Consider the following 26,154-nt stretch of genomic DNA (forward strand, 5'->3'; position numbering starts at 1 on the left):
AATCAGCTCTGGAAGAATAGGGAGCGGGCCAACTGCGGACTGATTTCACTGCGATAGATTGCGATCTGGTCGCGGACACTCAAGCCTGTGCGGTGGATGGCGCCTCCAAGTTTCTGTTGGTTGCGGGTCTTGAGGTGGCCGGCGATGTAGTGTTCGAGCTCTGCTTGCGGCGACTCATAGTGAAAGTGCGCGTACCAAAGCACCGCGTGAGTTTGATGATCACGCACCTCGTATTCGTCGAGGTAGTTTTTCCCGGGGCCCTTGAGCCGTCGGCGGGTGAGCACTTTGGCGATTTTCACCAGCCCTTGGCTATGCAGCCATTCCACCCGTGCTGCCGTCGGCGGTTGCTGTTTGGTCATTTCGATGCGGGTGCTTGTTCCCAGCTCGTAGAGCCGCGTAGCCGCGTTGTTGAGTTTGCGGTTGAGGGTGGCGGCGGGAGGGCGGTCGCTTTCGGTGAGGTTGAGTTGAGTCAGAGCTTCTTCGATGGTGCTCGCCGCGCGTTCCAGGCGTGCAGCGTACTGATGAAACATTTCTTCGATTTCCACCGGGATGCGTCCGGCTTTCTTCGAGTGGCTCAAGGTTCGCAAGGTGGCGGCGGGCTCTTCGTCCAACAGGCTCTGCCCGGTATTGATACTCCGACTCAGGTCGATGGCCTGGGGTACAAGGGAAGCTGAGGAGGGGCTCTCCCGCTCGACCCAGACCCCTGGGCTTTTTTCGTGAAAGGTCGCGATGACCTTGCCCGTCACGGGTGCCTTGACGTCCACCAGGCTACGTTCGGCTTCACGGGGCTCGCCCACCACGACCCCGTTGAAGCGCGTCTTGATGACTTTGCGTTTGGGCGCCGGCGGTGTTTTTGATGGGCCGGGTTTGGGCTCCTGGGCTTTTCTTTCCTTGAGCAGCCCCACCAGTTCCTGAACTGCCTGCTGGTTGAATTGTTCGACTTGTTGGCGGAGGTTTTCCAGCGGCTCTCGTTGCACCTGCTCCGGGTATTCGGTGTGTAGGTCCAGCAGGCGCTGGTCGACAATTGCAAATTGGTCGAGCAGGCTGTTCAACACTTCAATGCGCTCGTTCAGGTCACTGACGCTGGCTTCTACCAGTGTCTCGATCCACGTTTGTACGTTGAGATCGGCGATATCGATGATGTCATTGAGTTGGGCGTGGGCGTTGGTGAAGGCCTCCCCACTGCCTTCGCCAATACACAGGTAGCGGCTGAGGGTGAGTTGCAGCGCCTTGAGGTCGTAAAGCTTGAATTCGGGCAAGGCTTTCATGGTGGTCTGGATGACTTTTGCACCCTCTATGCCTAGGCCCTCCAACTCGCGAAAGCGCGAAAGCGCGTACTCCATGCGGTTGATCATATCCAGGTTCAACTTAGCCATTGTCTGGGCGATTTCGCTGCGCTGTTTTAAGTTCTGGCCGGTAACGGCTTCTATGTCTCCCACCGCTACCAACAACTTTTCGCGAAAGACAGGGAGACGTTCTGAGATAGCAGAGCGTGTCAGCAGCAGTTGTTTGTTCAAGTAATCGAACATGCTGCTCTGGTAGTTGGGCACCGAGTCGAGGATGTTCAGCGATCGCAGTTGACGAATGGGCACGTCATATTCGGCCAGGCGGCTGTCCACCTTGTCGAGGAATGTCTGGCGCTGGCGGTCGGCGGACGGCCCGGGAGTCGGGTCTATCGCCGCGTGCGCCGCTGATACTTCGGCCTGCCCGCGTTTTTCTTCGGCGTCGAATTTGTTGAGTTTCTCCCTGAGGTCGTTGATCCGGGAGGGTGTCTTGCCTCGGGCAGATTGCCGGCGGTTCCGGAAGCCGGCGCCACGCAGGCGCAGGCGGGTATCGACAAACCATTGACCGGCCAGGTTACTCACCAGTAAAGGGCCGTTGTGGGAGGGGCGTTTTGGGTCGACGATCACGACACTGTCGTTTTCATCCACCGTGACCTCGAACCAGCGGACTCCGACGGGTGCATACCATTTATCGGCAAGCGAATAGAGATGCAGGTGAGCCCCTGCTTCTTTGATCGGCTCCCCCAGCCCTTCGGGTTTGGCAATGTTGAAGCGCTCCAGTGTTGTTCCCAGGTTTGCGGGTGCGCGATTGAGCGGGCCGCTGGTATACAGGGGCCCTTGATGGTGAGCGGGTAGATCGGCATCGGGCAGGTTGGGTTGTTGCGACACGGGGACTTTGCGGGCCGGTAGCGGTACGACTTCAGGATCCGTCACGGGGGTGGATTCAGGTACCGGCGGTTGCTCCTTGATCGTCTTTCGCCCCGGCGGATGTCGCAGGGCGACGTGCAGCACCAGGGCCATGCCCAGGTTGAGCAGCAGGTCGACCTGCGCCGCCCAGGAAGCTTTCCCGTCGGGCCCTGGCTCGGTTTGGGCGGATGCTTGCAGGTCGTCCATGATTTGCCAGATCCAGACGGCGATCCCGGCTGTACGCCCCATGAATGGCAAGGCTGCGCTGAAAATCATCCAGCCGGCTTGCCGGTAGCTTGCCCAGCGTTTCTTCACGTTGGATACCGATTGCCGAGTGGCCAGTTCAACCATCGCATTGGCGTTGTCCTTGAACAGCGTCGCCAGGGTGTCGTTGCCTACCACTTCATCGCTCAAGGCAATGGGACCGCTCATTTGCATCACCACCTGGGGCTCCACCAGCCCGCGCACGACGGTCCACGGTGAGGGCAGTGCGGTGGGGAAGACGTATTGCTCGTAGTTAAAGCGCACGTTTTCGGGTAACCAGGCCAGCACCGAGTCGCGCAAGGTGCGGTGATGCTTGATGGCATAGAGCAGGTTTTGCCGTGACGGGTACTGAACCAGCACCGGCTCCAGCAGTGGGCGATACAGTAGGCACGGGCCTTGGGTGTGGTCGCGGGGACCGATCACGAACATATTGGCCACCACATCCTGTGTCTGGCCGGGGCGCAAGGTGGGGACAAACGCCAGGCGTCGGATGACGATTGCTTGCCCATCGACCTGCCGTTCATGCGCTTGCGCGTGCATGACAGCGGCGATATAGCGGTAACCACGATCATCGAGGCCATGCAGGCGTTGAATTTTCCACTGCAGTGCCAGCAGCGGCAGTTGCACCTGCAAGTGTGAGGTGTAGAGGGTTTGCCGGCTCTTTGACTCAATAGGGTCGTCAAGCAAGGTGCGCTTGATGAGGTTCGGATAGTGTTCGCCCAGGTCGAGGGTTTCGATCAGGTCCTTGAGGTAGCTGTACGTCAACCATGTGGGGCCATTGCCACCGTTGTAGCGCACGCTGGCCGTGCCGGTGGGTAACCCGGTGAGATTATCCAGGGCCAGGTCGATCAGGTTGCACCGGGTGATGTCACTGGTGCCTGGTAGCACAAAGGTACCCCAGAGCACCGGGCTCTCGATACTGATCTCGATTTTGTCCAGGTTCAGGCTCGCGTCATTTCTGTGGGTCTGCATCTGGTTTTGCAGCTGCTGCCGGGCGTAGTCGCGGATCGGTGGGATACCGTCCTGGAAAGACTGCCCATGATTGTGCGTATGCAGTTCGGCCAGCTCGATCACGCACCGGCTGTAGGTCGATACATCCAGGTCCGAGGCACGAGCGAGCCAGTTGGGGAGCTGTTGATGGATCTGGCGGATATTCGACAGCGAGTCATCGCTCAAGTCTTCAATCACCGGCAGGATGCGGGCTACCGCCTGGCCGGTGACGACCGTTGCGGGAGGTGCTTCGAGGCTGGACGAGCCAACTACGCCGATTTCTTGCAGTTGCAGGGCGATCAGATTGCACGCCAGGCTATCGAAGAAATCACCGGTAGGTTCGTACAGTCGCCATTGCACACTCACGTCGGGTTGATATTGAGTAAGGCTCGCCGGCAACGCTTCGCCGAGTTTATCCAGCGACTCGAATTTCTCGTAACCGCTGATCAGCGAGTACGCCAGAATTCGCGGGTGCTGCTCGTGTACACCGATCAACACGGCCATATCCGATAGACCAATGTGAACGCAATTGTTGTTGTAATGCCCATCCATATCGATCAGGTAAGCGTGTGTCTGGTACGTATCGGAGGCCTTGCGCTTGTCCAGCTCCGGAGCGTGGAACAACGTCCTGGCCATGGCGCAATCGTGCTCATCCCAACCTTCCTGGGTGGTGACATTCCACACCTTGCGCAGGGAATGGGAGAGCGTCTGCCAGCGCGGACCTGACAGGCCATTGGAGGCATTCCAGTAATCGAGCTGCTGCTCCTGGAAGGCGGTGAATATCAGGGCCGATAGCTCATTGATCAACCGTGCGATGGCATCGATCTTCACCGGCAGGTGCACGGCAGGCTGGGCCTCTGGCTCCAGGGTGAGGAAATGCTCACCGTCGATATAGATCACCTGGCTCGGCGACAAAGCCTGGTTGGCCAGGATCGAGGTCAGTGATTGCGCGGAGGCGGGCGCCGACTGAATGACATCGCCGACGATGCGCCAGTGTGGCGTGATAACCATGGCCAGGTCCGGGTCGATAGTGAGTGTCGGGTATTGCTCAATGAGGGAGGAGCGCAACAGGTTGGCGGCGACATCCCGAATGGACGGACCAACGCTCAATTGCGTCAACAGTTCATAGTTACTGGGAGGGTGGTTGTTGGTGAGGGATGAGTCGTTGGGCATCTGCAGCTCCTTGGCCAGTGTCAGGCTTTAAGAGCGCCAAGGTAGTTTCCGGGAGGGAGGGAAAGACGGTAGATAAATAATCATGGCCGGGGCGGGCTCTCCCCGGCCATGAGTGATTATGTCCCGGACTTGATCTTGGTCCAGGCGCGGGTCCTGGCACGTTCGGCATCGCGGGCCAGGGGTTTCAAGGTGTAGAGCGTGGCCATCGCTGCTTCGCTGGGGTACAGGTTGGGGTTGTTGCGGATCGCTGGATCCACCTGTTCGGTGGCGTCCTTGTTGGGGTTGGGATAACCGACAAAATCGCTGATGGGGGCGATGACCTGGGGTTGCAGCAGGTAGTTGATAAAGGTGTAGGCGTCTTGCGGGTTTTTGGCGCCCTTGGGTATCGCAAGCATGTCGAACCAGATCGGCGCGCCTTCCTTGGGCAGGCGCATATCGACCGTCACCCCGTTCTTGGCTTCTTTGGCACGGTTGGCAGCCTGGGAGAAGCTGCCGGAATAGCCGACGGCCACGCAGATATCACCGTTGGCGATGTCGGCCATGTATTTGGAGGAGTGAAAATAGGTGATGTACGGCCGGATCTTGAGCAGCAGGGCCTCGGCTTTTTCATAGTCCTTGGGGTTGCTGCTGTTGGGGTCCAGGCCCAGGTGTTGCAAGGCCAGGGGCAGGATTTCCGACGGCGAATCGAGAAGGGCGACGCCGCACTGCTTGAGCTTGCTGATGTTCTCTTCCTTGAAGATCAGGTCCCAGCTGTCCACGGGGGCGCTGTCTCCCAGCGCGGCCTTGACCTTGGCCGGGTTGAAGCCGATCAAAATGGTGCCGTACATGTACGGCACGGCGAATTTATTGCCGGGGTCGTTGGCCTCGATCAACTTCATCAGCTTGGGGTCGAGGTGGTTCCAGTTCGGCAGTTGGCTGCGGTCCAGGGGTTGGAACACACCGGCTTCGATCTGTTTGGCCAGGAACACATTGGACGGCACCACCACGTCATAGCCGGAGTTGCCAGTCAGCAACTTGGCTTCCAGGGCTTCGTTGGTGTCGAAGATGTCGTAGATCAGCTTGATCGCCGGGTTCCGGGCCTTGAAGTCGTCCAGCGCCTTGGGGGTGATGTAGTCGAACCAGTTATAGACCCGCAGGGTGTTTTCTTGTGCATGGGCGGTGGTGCTCAGCACGGCGGCGCAGAGCACAAGCGACTTGAGCATGTTCATTGGGCTGCTCCCTCAAAACCTTCGAGAACGTTGACGGCATTGATGCCGATTTCTTCCACCGCGTAACCGCCCTCCATCACAAACAGCGTGGGCCTGCCCAAGCGCGCGATACGTGCGCCCATGGCCAGGTAGTCCGGGCTGTCGAGTTTGAACTGCGAGATAGGGTCGTCCTTGAACGTGTCCACGCCAAGGGACACCACGATGATCTCGGCGCCGTAACGTTCAATCTCCGTGCAGGCGTCTTCAAGTGCTGCACTCCAGGATTCCCAGCCGGAACCAGCCGGCAGCGGGTAGTTGAAGTTGAAGCCTTCACCGGCCCCATCACCCAATTCGTCGGCATAGCCCAGGAAAAACGGAAACTCCGCTTCCGGGTGGCCGTGGATCGAGGTGAACAGCACATCGCTGCGCTCATAGAAAATCGATTGGGTACCGTTACCGTGGTGGTAATCCACGTCCAGGATCGCGACCTTTTTATGGCCTTGGTCAAGGAAGGCCTGGGCGGCAATAGCAGCGTTGTTGAGGTAGCAATAACCGCCCATCAAGTCACTGGCGGCGTGGTGCCCCGGTGGGCGGCAGAGTGCGAAGGCACTGTGGGCGCCCTGCTGGATGGCTGCCTGGGCTGTGAGAGCGACCTGCGCCGCGCTGTACGCTGCTTGCCACGTGCCGGCGGTGATCGGCGCGCCGCCGTCGAAGCTGTAATAGCCCAATTGGCCATGCAGGCTGGTGGGCAGTACACGCCGCAAGGTGCGTGCGGGCCAGGTGTAGGGCAACAGGTCGCCGTCCTGGCCGAACTCGGTCCAGCGCGCCCAAGCCCCCTTGAAGAAGTCCAGGTAGGCACGGCTGTGGATACGCTGCAGCGGTGCCAGGCCGAAATCCTGGGGCGCCTGCACCGGGCCCAGTTCGCGGTCCTTGACCCGTTGCAGCACGTGGTCGGCGCGCGAGGGCATTTCAAAGCAGGGCATCAATTGCCCGTCCATCAGTTCGCAACGGCCGTGGTGCAGGTGGTGATCGTCTGAGTAGATCGTCAGCATTTGTTGTTCTCCGCAGGCTGTATCGGTGAATGCAGTCTTGCGGCGAGCGCGATTTAAGAGAACGGCAGGAGCGGCCAAAAGGGGATTAATACGGCCAAATTATCTGTCCGAAATTCGCCCCATGTGGGAGCGGGCTTGCTCGCGAAGGCATCAGCGCGGTGCGGGTCAGGGGCGAAATTGACTAGGCGCCACACCGCTCCAGCGCACAAATGCGTGCCGAAAACTTGCGGTCTCGCTGAACCCCAGGGCCTCGGCAATCCGATAGATCGGCCACTGGTCTTGCGACAACAGTTGCTTGGCCTGCTCGAAGCGCAGCTCGTCCAGCAACTCCTGGTAACTGCAGCCCAGGTCATGCAGGTGCCGGCGCAGGGTGCGCGGCGAACAGTTCATCTGCTGGGCCAGGCCATCCAGCCCGGGTGCGGCGTGCAGTTGTGCAGCGAGCAACTGGCGGACCCGTCCCAGCCAGGCCTCGCGCCCGGTGAATTCGGTGTTCTGTTTGCGGCAGCGCTCAGCCATGGCCCGGTGGGTCACGGTATCGGCCAGAGGCAAAGGTTGGGCAAGCCAGCGTTGGTCAAAGGCGAACGCATTGGCAGTGGCCTGGAACTGCAACGGGCAGTCGAAGCACTCGGCGTAGCGTGCCTGATAATCCGGCGCATCATGCTCAAAGCGCGCGCCCAGCAGAGGCAGCGGGTGGCCGAGCAGGTCGTCGCAGATAACCTTCAACGACCCCAGGCACAGCTCCACATTGAAGGCAGTCAGCGCCGGGTTTTCTCGGTAATCGCTGGCGGTGAACCAGATACGTTCGCCGTCCTCCTCCAGGCTCAGCTCAAACAGTGTTCCCAACAGCGCCGGATAACGCAGGGCCAGGCGCAAAGCGTCACCGAAAGTGGCACTGGTGAGCAGGGCATAGCCGAGCATGCCGTAGGCCGATACGTGCATTCGCTGTCCCACGATCAGCCCGATATCGCGCTGCAAGGCCACGGCATTGGCGCACACCTGCATCTCCTGGTGCGTGGCGATGCGTGTGTCGGCGCGGCTCAAGTCCGCCGCACAGATGCCACTGCCGGCCAGCAGCGCTTCGGCGGGCCAGCCTTCGGCCTTGAAGGTGCTGAGCACCAGGGAAACGGCATTGAGGGTAGTGAGGTGGGAGTGCAACATGGGAACTTCCAGCCAGGGGATGGCTGGAAGTGGAGCAAGTTATATGCCGCTCAGCTCAGTTCGCCGCACAGGTCCAGTTCCACCAGGCGGCGGACTTCGTGGGTTGCAAGGCCGGCGCCGAGCAGGGCCTGTAATTTGCCGAAAACCGCTTCGCGGGTCATGCCGCCTCCAGACAAAACGCCCACACCGCGCAAACGGCTGCCCGCTTCGTACACATCCAGTTCCACGCCGCCGTCATGACATTGGGTAATTGCCACCACCACTACGTTGTGCTCCTGCGCACGCTGGAGGCTGGCGAGAAACGCTGGGTTATCGCTCGGCCCGGTACCGCTGCCGAAGCACTCCAGGACCAGCGCCTGGATACCGCTGTCGACCAGTGCATCCAGTTGCCCAGCGGTGATGCCCGGCACCAGCGGCAGCACACCGACATTGGCCAGGGCCTTGGGTTGGCGGTAATCCAGGCCGGCGGGAATTGCCTGGGCCTTGGCCACGCCGCCGTTGCGCTGCAGTGCGGCAAACGGATGGCGACCAAAGCTGCGGACCTTCGCGCAGCGGGTCGGTGCCATCAGCGCGCCGTGGAAATACAGCTGCACACCCGGTGCCAGGCCTTCGCCCAACGCGGCCAGGGCGCCGCTGACGTTTTCCCAGGCATCGCTGTCGGGCACGCCGGCCGGCAGCATCGACCCGGTAAACACCACGGGCGCCGGCAGGCCCAGCAGTTGGAAACACATGGCCGCCGCGCTGTAGGCCAGGGTGTCAGTGCCGTGCAGGATCAGTACGGCATCGGCGCCGTTGTCCACAGCCTCGACCACGGCGCTGCGCAGTTGCTGCCAGTAAGCGGGGGTCATGTTGGCGCTGTCGATCAGCGGCGCCATCTCCCGGAAGCGCCACGCGGGCACTTGCATGTTGGCAAGCTGCTCGCGCATGCGCGCCTCGAAACCCGATGCAGGCGCCAGGCCGTTGGCGCTGGCTTGCATGCCGATGGTGCCACCGGTGTAGAGCACCATGACGTTGTTGGATGGGGACATGAATTTTCTCCTGAACGAAAAACGCCGCCGGGCCCAGAGCATGCCCAAGGCCAGGCGGCGTGTCATCTATCTACGCTCAGCGTTGCACTTGAGCGTTCAGTTCAACCGATGGGGCTGCGTCCGGTTGCACCGGGTTGGCCGGCCAGGCCTTGCGGTCCAGGTCCAGGTCGGGGAACTGGCTGGAGTCGAACACCGGGGTCTTGATCCCGGCGGCGCGCTGGTCGTCGTAGTCCTTGAGCAGGCGCATGGCGATCTTGAACAGGAACGCCAGGGCGAACAGGTTGACGAACGCCAGCATGGTCATGGTGATGTCGGCGAAGGCGAACACGGTGCCCAGGTTCTCGATCGAGCCCCAGAAGATCAGCACCAGCACCAGCGCACGGTAACCGATCAGCACCTTGCGGTTGTTACCCACCAAAAAGCGCAGGTTGCTCTCGCCCAGGTAGTAGTTGTACATGATCGAGGTGAACACGAACAAAGCCAGGGCCACCGAGATGAACATACGGCCCCAGTCACCCACCACCGCAGCCAGGGAGTTCTGGGTCAGGGCAATGCCGTCGCCTTCAAAACCTGGGGTGTAGAACCCCGAGAGCAGGATCAGCAGCGCGGTGCAGGTGCAAATGATGAAGGTGTCGAGGAACACGCTGAACGCTTGCACCACACCCTGGGCGACCGGGTGCTCGACCGAGGCCACGGCGGCCACGTTGGGCGCACTGCCCAGGCCGGCTTCGTTGGCGAACACGCCGCGTTTCACGCCCATGATGATCGCGCTGCCCACCAGGCCGCCGAAGGCTTGGTCCAGGCCAAAGGCGCTCTTGACGATGGTCATCAACATGCCCGGCACCTGGTCGAATTGCAGCACGATCACGTAGACCGTCACGGCGATGTAGACCAGGGTCTTGACCGGCACCAGCAGGTCGGCGATCGAGGCAATGCGCTTGATCCCGCCGATGAACACCAGGCCCAGCAATACCGCCAGGGCCAGGCCGGTGTAGGTGGTGTCGAAGCCAAAAGCATTGTTCAGCGAGTGGGTCACGGCATGGGCTTGCAGGCCGTTGAAGGCAAAGCCGAAGGTCACCAGCAGCAGGAATGCCATGACCATGCCCAGCCAGCGTTTTTGCAGGCCGTGCTGGATGTAATAGGCCGGGCCGCCACGGTAGGTGCCTTCAGCGTCGGTGCGCTTGTAGAGCTGGCCGAGGGAACACTCGATAAAGCTCGAAGACATGCCCACCAGTGCGGTGACCCACATCCAGAACACGGCACCCGGGCCGCCGAGGGTCACGGCAATGCCGACGCCGGCGATGTTACCGGCGCCCACCCTCCCGGCCAGGCTGAGCATCAGCGCCTGGAACGAACTGAGTTGGCCGGCGCTGCTTTTCAGGCTGTCGCGAAACACCGCGAACATATGAAAGAAGTGACGAAACTGAACGAAACGCGAGCGGATCGTGAAGTAGCCACCGAGCCCGACAATGAGCACGATCAGCACTTTTCCTGAGAGGAAGTCGTTGATGACTTCTAGCATGGAGTATTCCTCGCTGTTTTTTGTAAAGGCAAAAGCCGGACGGTTCGACACATCGTGTTACATACAATCGCGCAGGCAGCACGATAGGTGGGTCGAGTGTTCGTCCCGGTTCCAAGTCGCGGGTTGTTATTAGTTCGGCGTTCGCATGCGGTTGACGACCGTGCATGCGAAGAGGGGCGGCACTATACCGATGTGCGCGCCAGCCGTCTGCAAGCAGCGCAACTGGGCGAGGAATGGTAGGCGGGCAAAGGGCTGAACCGGTTCACTTTTGTAGGAGCGAGCTTGCTCGCGAAGAACGTTAACGATAACGCGGACTTGCTGGATGAGCGCGGCGCTCTCAGGTTTTTCGCCAGAAAGCTCGCTCCTACAGGGAGCAGGCGTTAAAAAACAGGCAAAAAAAAGGGCCTGAAGAACAAGTCTTCAAGCCCTCAAAAGGGTGAGAGGTGTCTAGTCCCTCAACCTGGTGAGCGGTGCTACATGCGTTCAGGCCTTCAAAGGCACCAGACGCGGGGCAATCATGTTTTCCGGGCGCAGGATGTCGTCGAGCATGGCGTCGTCGAGCAAGCCTTCTTCACGCACCAGTTCCAGCACGCCGCGGCCGCTTTCAAGGGCGATACGGGCGATGCGGGTGGCGTTTTCATAACCGATGTACGGGTTCAGCGCGGTGACCAGGCCGATGGAGTGTTCCACCAGTTCGCGGCAGCGGGCTTCGTTGGCGGTGATGCCGACGATGCAGTGTTCGCGCAGCATGTCCATGGCGCGTTGCAGCAGGCGGATCGAGTCGAAGATTTTGAAGGCGATCAGCGGTTCCATCACGTTCAGTTGCAGTTGGCCGCCTTCGGCCGCCATGGTCAGGGCCAGGTCGTTACCGATCACCTGGAACGCGACCTGGTTCACCGCTTCCGGGATCACCGGGTTGACCTTGCCGGGCATGATCGAGCTGCCTGGCTGACGCGCTGGCAGGTTGATTTCGTTGATCCCGGTACGCGGGCCGCTGGACAGTAGGCGCAGGTCGTTGCAGATCTTCGACAGCTTCACCGCAGTACGCTTGAGCATGCCGGAGAACAGCACAAAGGCGCCCATGTCGGAGGTGGCTTCGATCAGGTCGGCGGCTGGCACCAGCGGCTGGCCGCTGATGGTGGCCAGGCGTTGTACGGCCAGGGCCTGGTAGCGCGGGTCGGCGTTGATGCCGGTACCGATGGCGGTGCCGCCCAGGTTGACTTCGGTCAACAGCTCCGGAGCCAGGGTCTTCAGGCGGGCCAGGTCTTCACCCAGGGTGGTGGCGAAGGCGCGGAATTCCTGGCCGAGGGTCATCGGCACGGCGTCTTGCAGCTGGGTGCGGCCCATTTTCAGGACGTGGCCGAACTCGACACCTTTGGCGGCGAACGCCTGGATCAGGCTGTCGAGGCTGGCCAGCAGCGCGTCATGGCCCAACAGCAGACCCAGGCGGATCGCGGTCGGGTAGGCGTCGTTGGTCGACTGCGCCATGTTCACGTCGTTGTTGGGGTGCAGGTACTGGTATTCGCCCTTCTGGTGGCCCATGGCCTCCAGCGCGATGTTGGCGATGACTTCGTTGGCATTCATGTTGGTTGAAGTGCCAGCGCCGCCTTGAATCATGTCCACCACGAACTCTTCGTGGAAGTCGCCGCGGATCAGGCGGGCGCAGGCTTCGCTGATGGCAGCGTGCTTGGCTTCGCTGAGCTGGCCCAACTCGCGGTTGGCGTCAGCGGCGGCTTGCTTGACCATTGCCAGACCGACCACCAATTTCGGGTAATGCGAAATCGGAACGCCGGAGAGACGGAAGTTATTCACGGCTCGCAGGGTCTGGATGCCGTAATACGCTTGGGCAGGTACTTCGAGTACGCCAAGCAGGTCTTTTTCTGTGCGGAATGATGCAGCGGAGGACATGACGGAAATCATCTCGATATGGACCCGGAACAGGCCGGAACGCTGCGAATGCTAGGCTTGCAGAAGTTTTTGGGCCAATGCTGTTAAGCACTGGCCTATGCACAAACGGCATAATGTTGATGTGACCCGGTTATCATGGCGGGCGTGTGTGCCAAAATGGTGCATGCCCTGGAGAATCAGATGAACCTTGAAAGCAAATGGCTGGAAGACTTTAGCGCCCTGGCTGCCACGCGCAGTTTCTCCCAGGCTGCCGAGCGGCGCTTTGTCACCCAGCCGGCCTTCAGCCGACGTATCCGCAGCCTGGAGGCCGCGTTGGGGCTGACCCTGGTCAACCGCTCGCGCACGCCCGTCGAACTGACGGCGGCGGGGCAATTGTTTTTGGTGACGGCGCGCACGGTGGTCGAACAACTGGGCGAAGTGCTGCGCCATTTGCACCACCTCGAAGGCGGGCAGGGCGAAGTCATGCAAGTGGCCGCCGCGCACTCCCTGGCATTGGGCTTTTTCCCACGCTGGATCGCGCAATTGCGCAATGAAGGGCTGAACATCGCCACGCGGCTGGTGGCCACCAACGTCGGCGACGCCGTGCATGCACTGCGTGAAGGCGGTTGCGACTTGATGCTGGCGTTCTACGACCCGGATGCCGCGATGCAGATGGACCCGGACATTTTCCCGTCGCTACACCTGGGCAACACAGAAATGCTCCCGGTCTGCGCCGCCGATGCCGATGGCAAGCCGTTGTTCGACCTGGAGGGCGAGGGCAGCGTGCCACTGCTGGCCTACAGTGCGGGTGCGTTTCTCGGGCGCTCGGTCAATCTGCTCTTGCGCCAACGTGCCCTGCGCTTTACCACGATTTACGAAACCGCGATGGCCGACAGCCTGAAAAGCATGGCCCTGGAAGGATTGGGAATTGCCTGGGTGCCACAGTTGAGCGTGCGCGCCGAACTGGCGCGCGGCGAGCTGGTGGTGTGCGGCGGGGCGCAGTGGCATGTGCCGCTGGAGATTCGCCTGTATCGCTGCGCGTTGGTGCGCAAGGCCAACGTGCGGTTGTTGTGGCGCAAGCTGGAAGGCGGCGCAGCGCAGTCCCCGGCGGCTGAGCGCGGTTAAATGTGGGAGCTGGCTTGCCTGCGATAGCGGTGTATCAGCTGACATTTCAGGCACTGACCCTCCGCCATCGCAGGCAAGCCAGCTCCCACAGTATTTTGTGGTGTTTTCGCTGACCTGGAAGTCAATAAAATCGCAGGTTTAAAGCGTAAGACAGATGGTCATCCAAGGGGCTGTTTATCTGCATTATTACGGTATACTGCGCGGCCTTCGGCCGGTCCAACCGGCCTTAATTCGTACAACAAGCCACGCCGGATTTCCCGCGTGGCTTGTTGTTTTTTGACGCGCCTGCGGGCGCCCAGAGAGAAGAGGCACGACGATGAGTGCATTGGTTGGCGTGATCATGGGCTCCAAGTCCGATTGGTCCACCCTTAGCCACACCGCCGATATGCTGGAAAAACTCGGCATTGCGTTCGAAGTGAAGGTGGTCTCTGCCCACCGCACGCCGGACTTGCTGTTCCAGTATGCCGATGAAGCAGAATCCCGTGGCATCGAGGTGATCATCGCCGGTGCCGGTGGCGCAGCCCACCTGCCGGGCATGTGTGCGGCCAAGACCCACTTGCCGGTACTCGGCGTGCCGGTGCAGTCGTCGATGCTCTCGGGCGTGGATTCGCTGTTGTCCATCGTGCAGATGCCGGCCGGGATTCCAGTGGCTACCCTGGCGATCGGCAAGGCTGGCGCGATCAACGCGGCATTGCTGGCCGCGAGTATCCTGGGCGCCAAGCACCCGCAGTTCCACGCGGCACTGAAGAAGTTCCGCGCGGAACAGACTGACAGTGTCCTGGACAATCCTGACCCACGCATCGCCTGAGGTTGATTGATGAAAATCGGTGTAATCGGTGGCGGCCAACTGGGCCGCATGCTGGCTTTGGCGGGTACTCCGCTGGGGATGAACTTCGCGTTTCTCGATCCGGCGCCGGACGCCTGTGCGGCGGCCCTGGGTGAACACCTGCGGGCGGACTACAGCGACCCGGACCACTTGCGCCAACTGGCCGATGAAGTCGACCTGGTGACCTTCGAGTTCGAAAGCGTCCCGGCCGAAACCGTGGCTTTTTTGTCACAATTCGTGCCGGTGTACCCGAGCGCCGAAGCCTTGCGTATCGCTCGCGACCGCTGGTTCGAAAAAAGCATGTTCAAGGACCTGGGCATTCCGACCCCGGCCTTCGCCGACATCCAGTCCCAGGCGGACCTGGACGCGGCGGTCGCCAGCATCGGCCTGCCGGCCGTGCTGAAAACCCGCACCCTGGGTTATGACGGCAAGGGCCAGAAAGTCCTGCGCACCGACGCCGATGTGGTCGGGACTTTCGCCGAACTGGGCAGCGTCGCCTGCCTGCTGGAAGGCTTCGTGCCGTTCACCGGCGAAGTCTCGCTGGTGGCTGTGCGGGCCCGTGATGGCGAAACCCGTTTCTACCCGTTGGTGCACAACACCCACGACAGCGGCATCCTCAAGCTGTCCGTGGCCAGTACCGACCACCCGTTGCAGGCGTTGGCCGAAGACTATTCCAGCCGCGTGTTGAAGCAACTGGATTATGTCGGGGTGATGGCGTTCGAGTTCTTTGAAGTCGACGGTGGCCTCAAGGCCAACGAAATCGCCCCGCGCGTACACAACTCCGGGCACTGGACTACCGAAGGCGCCGAATGCAGCCAGTTCGAAAACCACCTGCGGGCGGTAGCGGGCTTGCCGTTGGGTTCCACGGCCAAGGTCGGCGAGAGTGCGATGCTCAACTTCATTGGCGTCGTGCCGCCGGTGGAGCAGGTCATTGCGATTGATGACTGCCACCTGCATCACTACGGCAAGGCCTTCAAGGTCGGGCGCAAGGTCGGCCACGCCAACCTGCGTTGCAAGGATCGCGCGACCCTCGACGCGCAGATTGCCAAGGTCCAGGCGCTGATCGCCGCGCAATAACCCTGGGGTAGGCGGGAACCATTGGTTGCCGCCATCCTCTGATTGCAGGATGCCAAAGTCTGACTAGGCTTCAGCTAACTTTCATTCAGAGGGAAATGCCATGGGTATCATTGGAACCATCTTTATCGGTTTGATCGTCGGCCTGCTGGCGCGTTTCCTGAAACCAGGCGATGACAGCATGGGCTGGATCATGACCATCCTGCTGGGTATCGCCGGCTCTCTGGCGGCCACCTATGGCGGTCAGGCACTGGGGATCTACCAGGCAGGCCAAGGCGCAGGCTTCATTGGCGCGCTGGTCGGTGCCATCGTGTTGCTGGTGATCTACGGTCTGCTGAAAAAGAAATGATTTAGCGTCAAGCCCTCTGCGCTGCGCAGGCGCAGAGGGCTAGAATGCCGACACTTGTTTATTGGTCGAGCCACTCCATGCGCCGTCTTCTGTTGACTGTCCTTTTGCTGGGCTCAAGCCTGGCCCACACCGCTGAGCTGGCGGAAACCGACTGGCTGGAACTGATGCCCAAGTCGGACCAGAAAGCCCTCGAACAAATGCCTGATATCGACCACAACTCCCCGGAAGCCCTGGGCACCTTTACCGAAAAGGGTGGCCTGAAGCAGAGCAAGGGGTTGCCGGCGGTAATGTATTCGACCAAGACCGTGGCTGCCATGAATGGCAAGCACATCCGCCTGGGTGGCTACCCGGTGCCGCTGGAAACCGATGCCAAGGGGCGCAGCACCCTGTTCTTCCTGGTGCCTTACCCGGGCGCCTGCATCCACGTGCCACCGCCGCCGCCCAACCAGTTGGTGCTGGTGCGCTATCCCAAGGGCTTGAAGCTGGACGATATCTATACGCCGCTGTGGGTGACGGGCACGTTGAAGGTGGAGACGGTCAACAACGACCTGGCGGATGCGGCGTATGCGCTGGATGCGGGGGTGGTGCGGGTGGTGCAGGAGTCAGACCTGTAACCAGCGCCACAAATCCCCCTGTGGGAGCAGGTCTACAGGGGCAGGCTGGCGATACTCACGCCCATGGTGTGGCTCGCGCCAGGTGCCAGCACCACTACATCGTCCAGCACATTGGCCGTCTCGATGCACAGCATGCCCTGCCAGCCATCGTCGGCCATGTCATCGAGCGCCTTGGCGCGTTCAGTCCAGGGGTTCCAGATCACCGTCGATTTCGACCCTTCGCTGGTGAGCTGGATACGGCGCTGCCAGTCTTTATCAACGATGTTCAATTGTGCCGGGGTGTCGAGGTAGATGCGGTCGGTCTCGGCGCTGAAGTTCAGCGCTCCAGACTGTTGTTTGGTCTGCCAGCCGTCGGCGGTATCGATATAGTCCAGCCCGTCCAGGCCTTCGACCTGCACAGTGCGCACATCGCTGACGGCGAAGTAGCTGTGCAGCGCCTGGCTGATGGTCACGGTATCGCTGCCACGGTTGTGGCTGCTCAGGCGGATCTGCAGTTGATCATCCAGCAGGATGCTCATTTTCAGGTCGACCTGGTGTGGCCAGCCCGGGAACCCGCCCGCCGGCGCCGGTAGCACCAGCTCAACCCGGTTGTCTTCGACGCCGGCCAAGGTCCAGAGGGCGGTGCGCGCAAAACCATGGGCACCCGCTGGCTGATCACTCTGGCGCATCGCTTTCACGCTCTGCGGGTTGCGGTCGAACACGCCAAACCACGGCCAGCACACCGGCACGCCAGTACGGATGCCTTTGCCTTGCTTGAACAGCGCCTTGTCATTGGGCCAGATCACCGGTTTTGCGCCAGCAGGCTGGTAACTGAAGAGGTGCGCACCCTGTTGGGCCACCAGCACTTGGGCGCCGTTGTGGCGGATGCGCCAGCAGTCCAGCTCATCCATTTTCACGGTTTCAATGTGGGGCATAGGCATACAAGGCTCTCTCAATCACAGGCAATGGGGCAATGGACCGTCAAACCGCCGCGAGGTTTAACGCGCCCGCGATGGAACCGACCGGGTGCGACCGCTACCATCAATGGCAACGAACACAAACACCGCTTCGGTGACTTTTCGCCATTCGCTGGACAGCGGGTCATCGCTCCACACTTCGACCATCATCTGGATCGAGCTGCGGCCGATTTCCAGGGCCTGGGTGTAGAAGGACAACTGCGCGCCCACCGCCACCGGCACCAGGAAAGCCATGCGATCGATCGCCACGGTAGCCACGCGGCCACCCGCGACCTTGCTGGCCATTGCCGTGCCGGCCAGGTCCATCTGTGCGACCAGCCAACCGCCGAAAATATCGCCGAAACCGTTGGTTTCACGGGGCAGTGCGGTGATTTGCAGGGCGAGATCGCCTTGCGGGATAGGATCTTCTTGTTCGAGTTCGATCATGCCGGGGGTGCCTCTGACCCGTGACTCTTGGACTATGTAATCGGTGAATAGCCGTCTTGGAAAAACGATTCAGCCCCGAACATACTACGTTCGTCACGTTTTTCGAAAGGCGCCTTGAGGGAAACTCTGCGAAATCGGCTGGTCGGTGCCAACGACGTTTTCGCGCAACTTCCACTATAAGCAGGTGCAAGCTGGGCAGTATATCGGTCGGTAGCCTGTACGACGACTGTCGGTTCCTGATTTTGTACATCTATCTACATGGCTTTACAGGCGTCAAGAAAATGGCCAAAACAGTCAGGCAACTTGAGGGGTTTGACCATTGTTTCTTTTTAACGCTGGCCGCCAGTATTTGCAGGCGTTTTCGGGCCCCGACAATAATTCGAAGAGGGAACAGGCGGGCCTCGCAAGGGGGTGACTTTGCGAGTCGGCGCTAACCGCGGTGCAGGTGTTTAGACTGTGCTTTTCCAGGCAATTTGTTATCTTGCCGGACCTGCCTGGCGCAAACCCACGCTGTTGCGGATTCCTGATCTGACCTAATAAGAGAAGCCTTGCCATGACCACAGTGCCTTCAAGCATTGCGCCTCCCGCACGACCGCTGAACCGCAACGATTATAAAACCCTGTCGCTGTCTGCCTTGGGCGGGGCGCTGGAGTTCTACGACTTCATCATTTTTGTGTTCTTCGCCACGGTGGTCGGGAAGCTGTTCTTCCCCGCCGACATGCCTGAATGGCTGCGCATGATGCAGACCTTCGGTATCTTCGCTGCCGGCTACCTGGCCCGGCCGCTGGGCGGGATCATCATGGCGCACTTCGGTGACCTGCTGGGCCGTAAGAAGATGTTCACCCTGAGCATCTTCATGATGGCCGTACCGACCCTGATCATGGGCCTGCTGCCAACCTACGCGCAGATCGGCCTGTGGGCGCCGATCCTGTTGCTGCTGATGCGCGTGATCCAGGGCGCGGCGATTGGTGGCGAGGTGCCCGGCGCGTGGGTCTTCGTTTCCGAACACGTACCGCCACGCCATATCGGCTACGCCTGCGGCACCCTGACCAGCGGCCTGACCGGCGGGATTTTGCTGGGTTCGCTGGTCGCCACCGCGATCAATACGGCCTATACCCCGGAGCAGGTCTCCGATTACGCCTGGCGGATCCCGTTCCTGCTGGGCGGTGTATTCGGCCTGTTTTCGGTGTACCTGCGCCGCTGGCTGCACGAAACGCCGATCTTCGCCGAGATGCAGCAGCGCAAGACCCTGGCGGCCGAGTTGCCGTTGCGTGCGGTATTGCGCGACCACCGTGGCGCCATCGTGCTGTCGATGTTGCTGACGTGGCTGCTGTCGGCCGGCATCGTCGTCGTCATCCTGATGACCCCGACGGTGCTGCAGACCATTTACCACTTCAGCCCGACGGTGTCGTTGCAGGCCAACAGCCTGGCGATCGTCACCCTGAGTTTGGGTTGCATCGCGTCCGGCGCCCTGGCTGATCGTTTTGGTGCGGGCCGCGTGCTGGTCGCCGGTTGCGCGTTGCTGCTCGCGACCTCGTGGACGCTGTATCACAGCCTGCTGGATCACCCGGACTGGCTGTTCCCGCTGTACGCCTTGACCGGTTTGTTTGTCGGCACCATCGGCGTGGTGCCCTACGTGATGGTCAAGGCCTTCCCGCCAGTGGTGCGCTTCAGCGGCCTGTCGTTCTCCTACAACGTGGCCTACGCCGTGTTCGGTGGCCTGACGCCGCTGGTGGTGTCGCTACTGATGAAAGAAAGCCCGATGGGCCCGTCTTACTACGTTGCCATCCTTTGTGTGATGGGGATGGTGGTGGGCGGGTACCTGTGGAAGCGCGGGCGCTGAGCCCCCTGTAGGAGCCGGCAAGCCGGCTCCTACAAGGTTTTGTAGGCAATCAACGTTTACAGGGTGTTTCTGAATTACCGCAATCCCGCGCTTCACCCCCGCATTTACTCAGCCTCTCCCCGCGCCTGCCTGTTCTTCCAATACTGGCCTTTCATCTAATTGTCATATTCCAGACATAGAGTGTTCACACGGCCTACCGATACTTGGCCCCGATCCAACTATCCCTATCTGCTAGGAGTAAGGCATGAAACTGAAGCGTTTGATGGCGGCAATGACCTTTGTCGCTGCTGGCGTTGCGACTGCCCACGCGGTGGCCGCTGGTGTTGACCCGGCAATTGCGGCCTATACCAAAACCACTGGTGTATCGGGCAACTTGTCCAGCGTCGGTTCCGATACCCTGGCCAACCTGATGACCTTGTGGGCCGAGAACTACAAGAAAGAATACCCGAACGTAAACATCCAGATTCAAGCCGCCGGTTCCTCTACCGCGCCGCCTGCACTCACCGAAGGCACCGCCAACCTGGGCCCGATGAGCCGCAAGATGAAGGACAACGAACTGCAGGCTTTCGAGCAGAAGTACGGCTACAAGCCGACTGCAATCCCGGTGGCCGTGGACGCCCTGGCGGTGTTCGTACACAAAGACAACCCGATCAAGCACCTGACCATGGCCCAGGTCGACGCAGTGTTCTCGTCGACTCGCCTGTGCGGCGCCAAGGCTGATGCCAAGACCTGGGGCGACCTGGGCGTGACCGGTGACCTGGCCAACAAGCCAGTGCAACTGTTCGGTCGTAACTCGGTATCCGGCACCTACGGCTACTTCAAGGAAGAAGCCCTGTGCAAAGGTGACTTCAAGCCAAACGTCAACGAACAACCAGGCTCGGCTTCGGTCGTGCAGTCGATCAGCTCTTCGCTCAACGGCATTGGTTACTCGGGCATCGGCTACAAGACCGCCAGCGTGAAAACCGTGGCCCTGGCCAAGAAAGAAGGCGGCGAGTTCGTCGAAGACACCGAAGAGAACGCCCTGAACGGCAAGTACCCGCTGTCGCGCTTCCTCTACGTGTACATCAACAAAGCCCCGAACAAGCCTCTGGCCCCGCTGGAAGCCGAGTTCGTGAAACTGGTTCTGTCCAAGCAGGGCCAGGAAGTTGTAGTCAAGGACGGCTACATCCCACTGCCAGCCAAAGTTGTCGCAAAGGCACTGGCTGACCTGGGTCTGAAAGAAGGTAAATAAGCTACGGGGCCGGGTAAAACCGGCCTTTTCTGTAGGAGCGAGCTTGCTCGCGAAAAGCGTTAACGATAACGCGCCGTATCTGAGTCAACGCGGTGCCTTGACGTTTTTCGCGAGCAAGCTCGCTCCTACAGAAACTCCTAATTTTTCGGTCCGCTGCCAGCCCTGCTACGCGGCGGATTTCTTGCGTCACTGCATTGTCATCTTTCTGTCATACAGGATCGCTAGGGTGTGCGCATGAATGATCTGGCCAATTCCACCATGACGACGACTTCTCCCCCCAAGCGCATTGATTTCAATACGCCTGAGCTGCAACGCAAGCGCCGCATCCGCGCGCTCAAGGATCGCCTGACCCGCTGGTACGTGCTGGTCGGCGGCCTCGCCGTTCTCGGCGCTATCACGCTGATTTTCTTCTTCCTGGCCTACGTGGTCGCGCCGCTGTTCCAGGGTGCCAGCCTGACCAAGGACGACGCCCTGAGCCCGGCCTGGATGCAGGATGCCGGCAAGCCGTTGCTGATCTCGCTGGAAGAGCAGAACCAGGTCGCCATGCGGGTTTCCGACAAAGGCCAGGCATTGTTCTTCACGGTTGATACCGGCGCTGAACTCAAGCGTGTCGACCTGGCCCTGCCAGCCGGCGCCAGCGTGGTGTCCATCGGTAAAGATCAGCCGGGCAGCCCGTTGGTGATCCTCGGTCTGTCCAATGGCCAGTCCCTGGTGTTCCGCCACTCCTATAAAGTGACCTACCCGGACGGCAAGAAGACCATCTCGCCCGAGATCGAATACCCCTACGGCGAAGCGCCGATGGTGCTCGATGAAGCCGGTCGTCCGTTGGAACACGTTGCCCTCAACGCCACTGACACCTCGCTGATCATTGCCGGCTCCGCAGGTTCGCACCTGAACGTGCTGTCGGTGAGCCGCGAAGAAAACATGATGACCGGCGAAGTGGTCAGCGAGCAGAAGCGCATCGAACTGCCACAAATGACTGAGCCGGTGAAAGCGATCTTCGTCGATCCGCGCCAGCAATGGCTGTACGTGATCAACGGTCGCGCCCTGGCCGATGTGTTCAGCCTGCGGGACAACAGCCTCAACGGTCGCTACAAATTGCTGGAAGATGGCAGCGCCGAAATCACCGCCAGCACCCAGTTGGTGGGCGGTATCTCGCTGATCGTCGGTGACTCCAAGGGCGGCCTGGCCCAGTGGTTCATGGCCCGCGACCCGGATGGCGAGCAACACCTCAAGCAGATCCGCACCTTCCAGATGGGCACCACGCCTATCGTTGAAATCACCGCCGAAGAGCGTCGCAAAGGCTTCGTCGCCCTCGATGCCTCCGGTAAGTTCGGTGTGTTCCACAGCACCGCGCACCGTACCTTGCTGGTGGACCCGGTGGTCGAAGGCCAGGGCATCTTCGGCATGTCGCCACGGGCCAACCGTGTGATCGTCGAGGCCGGCGGCAAGCTGCAGCCGTTGGCGCTGGACAACCCGCACCCGGAAGTGTCCTGGAGCGCGTTGTGGAGCAAGGTCTGGTACGAAAACTACGACGAGCCTAAATACGTCTGGCAATCGACCGCCGCCAACAGCGACTTCGAACCCAAGATGAGCCTGGCGCCACTGACCTTCGGTACGCTCAAGGCCGCGTTCTACGCCATGCTGCTGGCCGCACCCCTGGCCATCGCCGCCGCAATCTACACCGCCTACTTCATGGCTCCGAGCCTGCGCCGCAAGGTCAAGCCGGTGATCGAGTTGATGGAAGCGATGCCGACGGTGATCCTCGGTTTCTTCGCCGGCCTGTTCCTGGCGCCGTATGTCGAAGGGCATCTGCCGGGGATTTTCAGCCTGCTGATGTTGTTGCCGATTGGCATTCTGCTGGCGGGCTTCATTTTCAGCCGCCTGCCTGAGTCGATCCGCCTGCGGGTGCCGGATGGCTGGGAAAGCGCGATCCTGATCCCGGTGATCCTGTTTGTGGGCTGGCTCTCGCTGTACATGAGCCCGTACCTGGAAACCTGGTTCTTCGGTGGCGACATGCGCATGTGGATCTCCCATGACCTGGGAATTACCTACGACCAGCGCAACGCCCTGGTAGTCGGCCTGGCCATGGGTTTTGCGGTGATCCCGAACATCTACTCCATCGCCGAAGACGCCGTGTTCAGCGTGCCACGCGGCCTGACCCTGGGCTCCCTGGCATTGGGCGCCACGCCATGGCAGACCATGACGCGGGTTGTGTTGCTCACCGCAAGCCCGGGGATTTTCTCGGCGCTGATGATCGGCATGGGCCGTGCGGTCGGGGAAACCATGATCGTGTTGATGGCCACCGGTAACACCCCGGTCATGGAAATGAACCTGTTCGAAGGCCTGCGCACCCTGGCAGCCAACGTCGCGGTGGAAATGCCCGAGTCGGAAGTGGGCGGCAGTCACTACCGGGTGCTGTTCCTCTCGGCACTGGTGCTGCTGTTGTTCACCTTCATCATGAACACCCTCGCCGAGCTGATCCGTCAGCGTCTGCGCAAGAAATACTCGTCGCTTTAAGAAAGGTAGAAGTCTGTGAAACAGAACTCCCTGAATGGATGGTTCAAGAGCGGCGCCCCAGGCGTCTGGATCAGCGGTGGCGCGGTGGCCATCGCGGTCATCATGACCATTGGCCTGCTGGCTGTGATCGCCGTGCGCGGCTTGGGTCACTTCTGGCCGGCCGACCTGATCCAGGCCAACTACAACGTGCCGGGCCAGGCCAACCACATCGTCATCGGCGAAGTGGTGCAGAAAGAACAAGTGCCACGCGAGCGCCTGAAAAGCGCGGGCTTGCCGGTACCGGACGAAGGTCCGGAGTTCATGACCCGTGAGCTGATCAAGGTCGGCAACCGCGATTTGAACGGCAACGACTTCACCTGGATCGTCGGCGAGTGGCTGACCGACCAGACCACGCCTGCCGAGTTGATGGCTATCGAGCGTCGTGAGTGGGGCAACTTCTACGGCACCCTGGTCAACGTCAAGCAAGACGGCAAGGTGATCGCTGAAGGCCAGGCTGCATGGCCCGAGCTGCAAGCGCGGGTTGACCGGGTGAACCGGTTGGCCGCTGATCTCAAGAGCCTTGAGAAGAGCGACATCGGTGCGATCAACGCAGGTCTTGAGCGTATCCGCCTGCACGGTCGCAAACTGGAACTCAGCGGCAAGCTCGACGCCGCCGCCCAGGCCGACATGGATGCCGATCGCGCTGAACTGAATGCGCGTTACCAGGCTGTGGAAGCGCGCCTGACCGACCTGCATGCCCAGTTCAACCGCGACAGCCTGACGGCCCGCGATGCCAACGGCAAAGAGCTTGAAATCAATATCGGTCATGTGGTGCATGCGTTCCAGCCGAACGCCATGGGCACCATGACCAAGATCGGCTTCTACATCAGTAAGGTCTGGGAGTTCTTGAGCGACGACCCACGGGAAGCCAACACCGAAGGCGGGATCTTCCCGGCGATCTTCGGCACCGTGATGATGACCCTGATCATGGCGATGATCGTGACCCCGTTCGGCGTGCTGGCGGCGGTCTACCTGCGTGAATACGCCAAGCAGAACACCTTGACCCGCATCATCCGCATCGCGGTGAACAACCTGGCGGGCGTCCCGGCGATTGTCTACGGTGTGTTCGGCCTGGGCTTCTTCGTCTACGTGCTGGGTGGTTCGGTGGACCGGTTGTTCTTCCCCGAAGCCCTGCCGGCGCCGACCTTCGGTACACCGGGCCTATTGTGGGCCTCGTTGACCCTGGCGCTGCTGGCGGTACCGGTGGTGATCGTGGCCACCGAAGAAGGCCTGGCGCGGATCCCTCGCACCGTGCGTGAAGGTTCCCTGGCACTGGGTGCGACCAAGGCGGAAACGCTGTGGAAAATCGTCCTGCCCATGGCCAGCCCGGCGATGATGACCGGCATGATCCTCGCCGTGGCCCGCGCCGCTGGTGAAGTGGCACCGCTGATGCTGGTGGGTGTGGTGAAGCTGGCACCGTCGCTGCCGCTGGACGGCAACTACCCGTACTTGCACCTGGACCAGAAGATCATGCACCTGGGCTTCCATATCTACGACGTCGGCTTCCAGAGCCCCAACGTTGAAGCAGCACGTCCGCTGGTGTACGCCACCGCGTTCCTGCTGGTGCTGGTGATCGCCACGCTGAACCTGTCGGCGGTATGGATTCGTAACCACCTGCGCGAGAAGTACAAGGCGCTGGATAGCTGATTGAATTGAACGCGGACCCAATGTGGGAGCGGGCTTGCTCGCGAATGCGGTGTATCAGTAACAGATGGGTCGACTGACCTGACGCTTTCGCGAGCAAGCCCGCTCCCACAGGGAACCGGGTTGGAAACAGATTTGAGGTAAACCGCAAGGCCCACTATGAAGCCGCGGTTCAACGAAACGAATTGGTAGCACAGGGAGCATCCCATGCAACATGAAACCCATTCCCACGGCATCAACATGTCAGCCCTGGGTCGCGACAAGCAGAGCCTGAGCCTGGCCGAAGAAACCGTAGCCATCGAAGTCCCGGGCCTGAGCCTGTACTACGGTGAGAAGCAGGCGCTGTTCGACGTCAGCATGAACATCCCCAAGCAGCGCGTGACCGCCTTTATCGGCCCGTCGGGCTGCGGCAAGTCCACGCTGCTGCGTACCTTCAACCGCATGAACGACCTGGTGGACGGTTGCCGTGTGGAGGGTGCAATCAACCTCTACGGCAGCAACATCTACCGCAAGGGCGAAGACGTGGCCGAGCTGCGTCGCCGTGTGGGCATGGTGTTCCAGAAGCCCAACCCGTTCCCCAAGACCATCTACGAAAACGTGGTCTACGGCTTGCGCATCCAGGGCATCAACAAAAAACGCATCCTCGACGAAGCCGTCGAGTGGGCCCTTAAAGGCGCGGCGCTGTGGGACGAGGTCAAGGACCGCCTGCACGAATCGGCCCTCGGCCTGTCTGGCGGCCAACAGCAGCGTCTGGTGATTGCCCGTACCATCGCCGTGGAGCCGGAAGTGCTGTTGCTCGACGAACCGTGCTCGGCACTCGACCCGATTTCGACGCTGAAGGTCGAAGAGCTGATCTACGAGCTCAAGTCCAAGTTCACCATCGTCATCGTGACCCACAACATGCAGCAGGCGGCACGGGTTTCGGACTACACCGCGTTCATGTACATGGGCAAACTGGTGGAATTCGGCGATACCGATACCCTGTTCACCAATCCGGCGAAGAAGCAGACCGAAGACTACATCACCGGTCGCTACGGCTAGGAAGCTGTGGTTCTGA

The 26,154-nt window shown here is 60.8% G+C and carries 19 protein-coding genes; 10 read left to right on the forward strand and 9 right to left on the reverse strand.

Annotated elements, in window-relative coordinates:
* Positions 1 to 2: 2 nt before the first annotated feature.
* The 7 genes from BFQ03_RS00555 to aspA form a co-directional block, all read right to left on the reverse strand.
* Positions 3 to 4,616 carry a dermonecrotic toxin domain-containing protein gene (locus BFQ03_RS00555; RefSeq protein WP_065942307.1) on the reverse strand — a complete coding sequence of 1,538 codons (4,614 nt, stop codon included), beginning with the start codon at positions 4,614 to 4,616 and terminating at the stop codon, positions 3 to 5.
* A gap of 116 nt (positions 4,617 to 4,732) precedes the next feature.
* A complete protein-coding gene (locus BFQ03_RS00560) occupies positions 4,733 to 5,824 on the reverse strand; it encodes a polyamine ABC transporter substrate-binding protein (RefSeq protein WP_032856715.1) in 1,092 nt (363 codons plus the stop codon).
* Positions 5,821 to 6,855, reverse strand: a complete 1,035-nt coding sequence (locus BFQ03_RS00565) for a histone deacetylase family protein (protein WP_032856717.1) — start codon at positions 6,853 to 6,855, stop codon at positions 5,821 to 5,823. The genes BFQ03_RS00560 and BFQ03_RS00565 overlap by 4 nt, the downstream gene beginning before the upstream one ends.
* A 165-nt stretch (positions 6,856 to 7,020) precedes the next feature.
* Entirely contained in the window at positions 7,021 to 8,013 is a 993-nt protein-coding gene (locus BFQ03_RS00570) for an AraC family transcriptional regulator (protein WP_032856718.1), read from the reverse strand.
* Positions 8,014 to 8,063: 50 nt separating this feature from the next.
* On the reverse strand, positions 8,064 to 9,041 hold the full coding sequence (locus BFQ03_RS00575; RefSeq protein WP_065942308.1) for an asparaginase: 978 nt from the start codon (positions 9,039 to 9,041) through the stop codon (positions 8,064 to 8,066).
* Positions 9,042 to 9,117: 76 nt separating this feature from the next.
* The gene (locus BFQ03_RS00580) at positions 9,118 to 10,563 is read right to left on the reverse strand and encodes an alanine/glycine:cation symporter family protein (protein WP_032856722.1); all 1,446 of its coding nucleotides are present in this window, start codon (positions 10,561 to 10,563) and stop codon (positions 9,118 to 9,120) included.
* A gap of 483 nt (positions 10,564 to 11,046) precedes the next feature.
* Positions 11,047 to 12,471 (reverse strand): aspartate ammonia-lyase, encoded by a 1,425-nt coding sequence (gene aspA / locus BFQ03_RS00585; protein WP_017739004.1) that lies wholly within the window; start codon positions 12,469 to 12,471, stop codon positions 11,047 to 11,049.
* 180 nt (positions 12,472 to 12,651) lie between these two features.
* Between aspA and BFQ03_RS00590 the strand changes: the two genes are divergently transcribed.
* From BFQ03_RS00590 to BFQ03_RS00610, 5 genes are all read left to right on the forward strand, one after another.
* Positions 12,652 to 13,575, forward strand: a complete 924-nt coding sequence (locus BFQ03_RS00590) for a LysR substrate-binding domain-containing protein (protein WP_029289957.1) — start codon at positions 12,652 to 12,654, stop codon at positions 13,573 to 13,575.
* A 316-nt stretch (positions 13,576 to 13,891) separates the two neighbouring features.
* The gene (gene purE / locus BFQ03_RS00595; protein ID WP_029289954.1) at positions 13,892 to 14,383 is read left to right on the forward strand and encodes a 5-(carboxyamino)imidazole ribonucleotide mutase; all 492 of its coding nucleotides are present in this window, start codon (positions 13,892 to 13,894) and stop codon (positions 14,381 to 14,383) included.
* Positions 14,384 to 14,392: 9 nt separating this feature from the next.
* A complete protein-coding gene (locus BFQ03_RS00600; RefSeq protein ID WP_032856724.1) occupies positions 14,393 to 15,478 on the forward strand; it encodes a 5-(carboxyamino)imidazole ribonucleotide synthase in 1,086 nt (361 codons plus the stop codon).
* Between the two features lie 100 nt (positions 15,479 to 15,578).
* On the forward strand, positions 15,579 to 15,824 hold the full coding sequence (locus tag BFQ03_RS00605) for a GlsB/YeaQ/YmgE family stress response membrane protein (RefSeq protein WP_029289950.1): 246 nt from the start codon (positions 15,579 to 15,581) through the stop codon (positions 15,822 to 15,824).
* Positions 15,825 to 15,901: 77 nt separating this feature from the next.
* Positions 15,902 to 16,438: a DUF3299 domain-containing protein gene (locus tag BFQ03_RS00610; RefSeq protein WP_032856725.1), complete on the forward strand. Its 537-nt coding sequence runs from the start codon at positions 15,902 to 15,904 to the stop codon at positions 16,436 to 16,438.
* 32 nt (positions 16,439 to 16,470) lie between these two features.
* Here BFQ03_RS00610 and BFQ03_RS00615 read toward each other — a convergent pair whose 3' ends face one another.
* Both BFQ03_RS00615 and BFQ03_RS00620 read right to left on the reverse strand, forming a co-directional pair.
* Positions 16,471 to 17,358: a D-hexose-6-phosphate mutarotase gene (locus BFQ03_RS00615; RefSeq protein ID WP_065942309.1), complete on the reverse strand. Its 888-nt coding sequence runs from the start codon at positions 17,356 to 17,358 to the stop codon at positions 16,471 to 16,473.
* A gap of 57 nt (positions 17,359 to 17,415) precedes the next feature.
* Positions 17,416 to 17,820: an acyl-CoA thioesterase gene (locus BFQ03_RS00620; protein ID WP_003176975.1), complete on the reverse strand. Its 405-nt coding sequence runs from the start codon at positions 17,818 to 17,820 to the stop codon at positions 17,416 to 17,418.
* A 562-nt stretch (positions 17,821 to 18,382) separates the two neighbouring features.
* On the opposite strand from BFQ03_RS00620, the gene BFQ03_RS00625 reads away from it, so the two are divergent.
* The 5 genes from BFQ03_RS00625 (at position 18,383) to pstB (ending at position 26,138) form a co-directional block, all read left to right on the forward strand.
* Positions 18,383 to 19,663: an MFS transporter gene (locus BFQ03_RS00625; protein ID WP_175403868.1), complete on the forward strand. Its 1,281-nt coding sequence runs from the start codon at positions 18,383 to 18,385 to the stop codon at positions 19,661 to 19,663.
* 244 nt (positions 19,664 to 19,907) lie between these two features.
* The gene (locus BFQ03_RS00630) at positions 19,908 to 20,894 is read left to right on the forward strand and encodes a phosphate ABC transporter substrate-binding protein PstS (protein ID WP_032856729.1); all 987 of its coding nucleotides are present in this window, start codon (positions 19,908 to 19,910) and stop codon (positions 20,892 to 20,894) included.
* A 486-nt stretch (positions 20,895 to 21,380) separates the two neighbouring features.
* Complete coding sequence (locus BFQ03_RS00635) at positions 21,381 to 23,414, forward strand: ABC transporter permease subunit (protein WP_175403869.1); 2,034 nt, start codon at positions 21,381 to 21,383, stop codon at positions 23,412 to 23,414.
* A 15-nt stretch (positions 23,415 to 23,429) separates the two neighbouring features.
* Positions 23,430 to 25,100 (forward strand): phosphate ABC transporter permease PstA, encoded by a 1,671-nt coding sequence (pstA, locus tag BFQ03_RS00640; protein WP_065942311.1) that lies wholly within the window; start codon positions 23,430 to 23,432, stop codon positions 25,098 to 25,100.
* A gap of 204 nt (positions 25,101 to 25,304) precedes the next feature.
* Positions 25,305 to 26,138: a phosphate ABC transporter ATP-binding protein PstB gene (gene pstB / locus BFQ03_RS00645; RefSeq protein WP_029289934.1), complete on the forward strand. Its 834-nt coding sequence runs from the start codon at positions 25,305 to 25,307 to the stop codon at positions 26,136 to 26,138.
* The last annotated feature ends 16 nt before the right edge of the window (positions 26,139 to 26,154 follow it).

This window comes from Pseudomonas sp. 25 R 14 (assembly GCF_900004755.1).
Classification (GTDB): Bacteria; Pseudomonadota; Gammaproteobacteria; order Pseudomonadales; family Pseudomonadaceae; genus Aquipseudomonas; species Aquipseudomonas brenneri.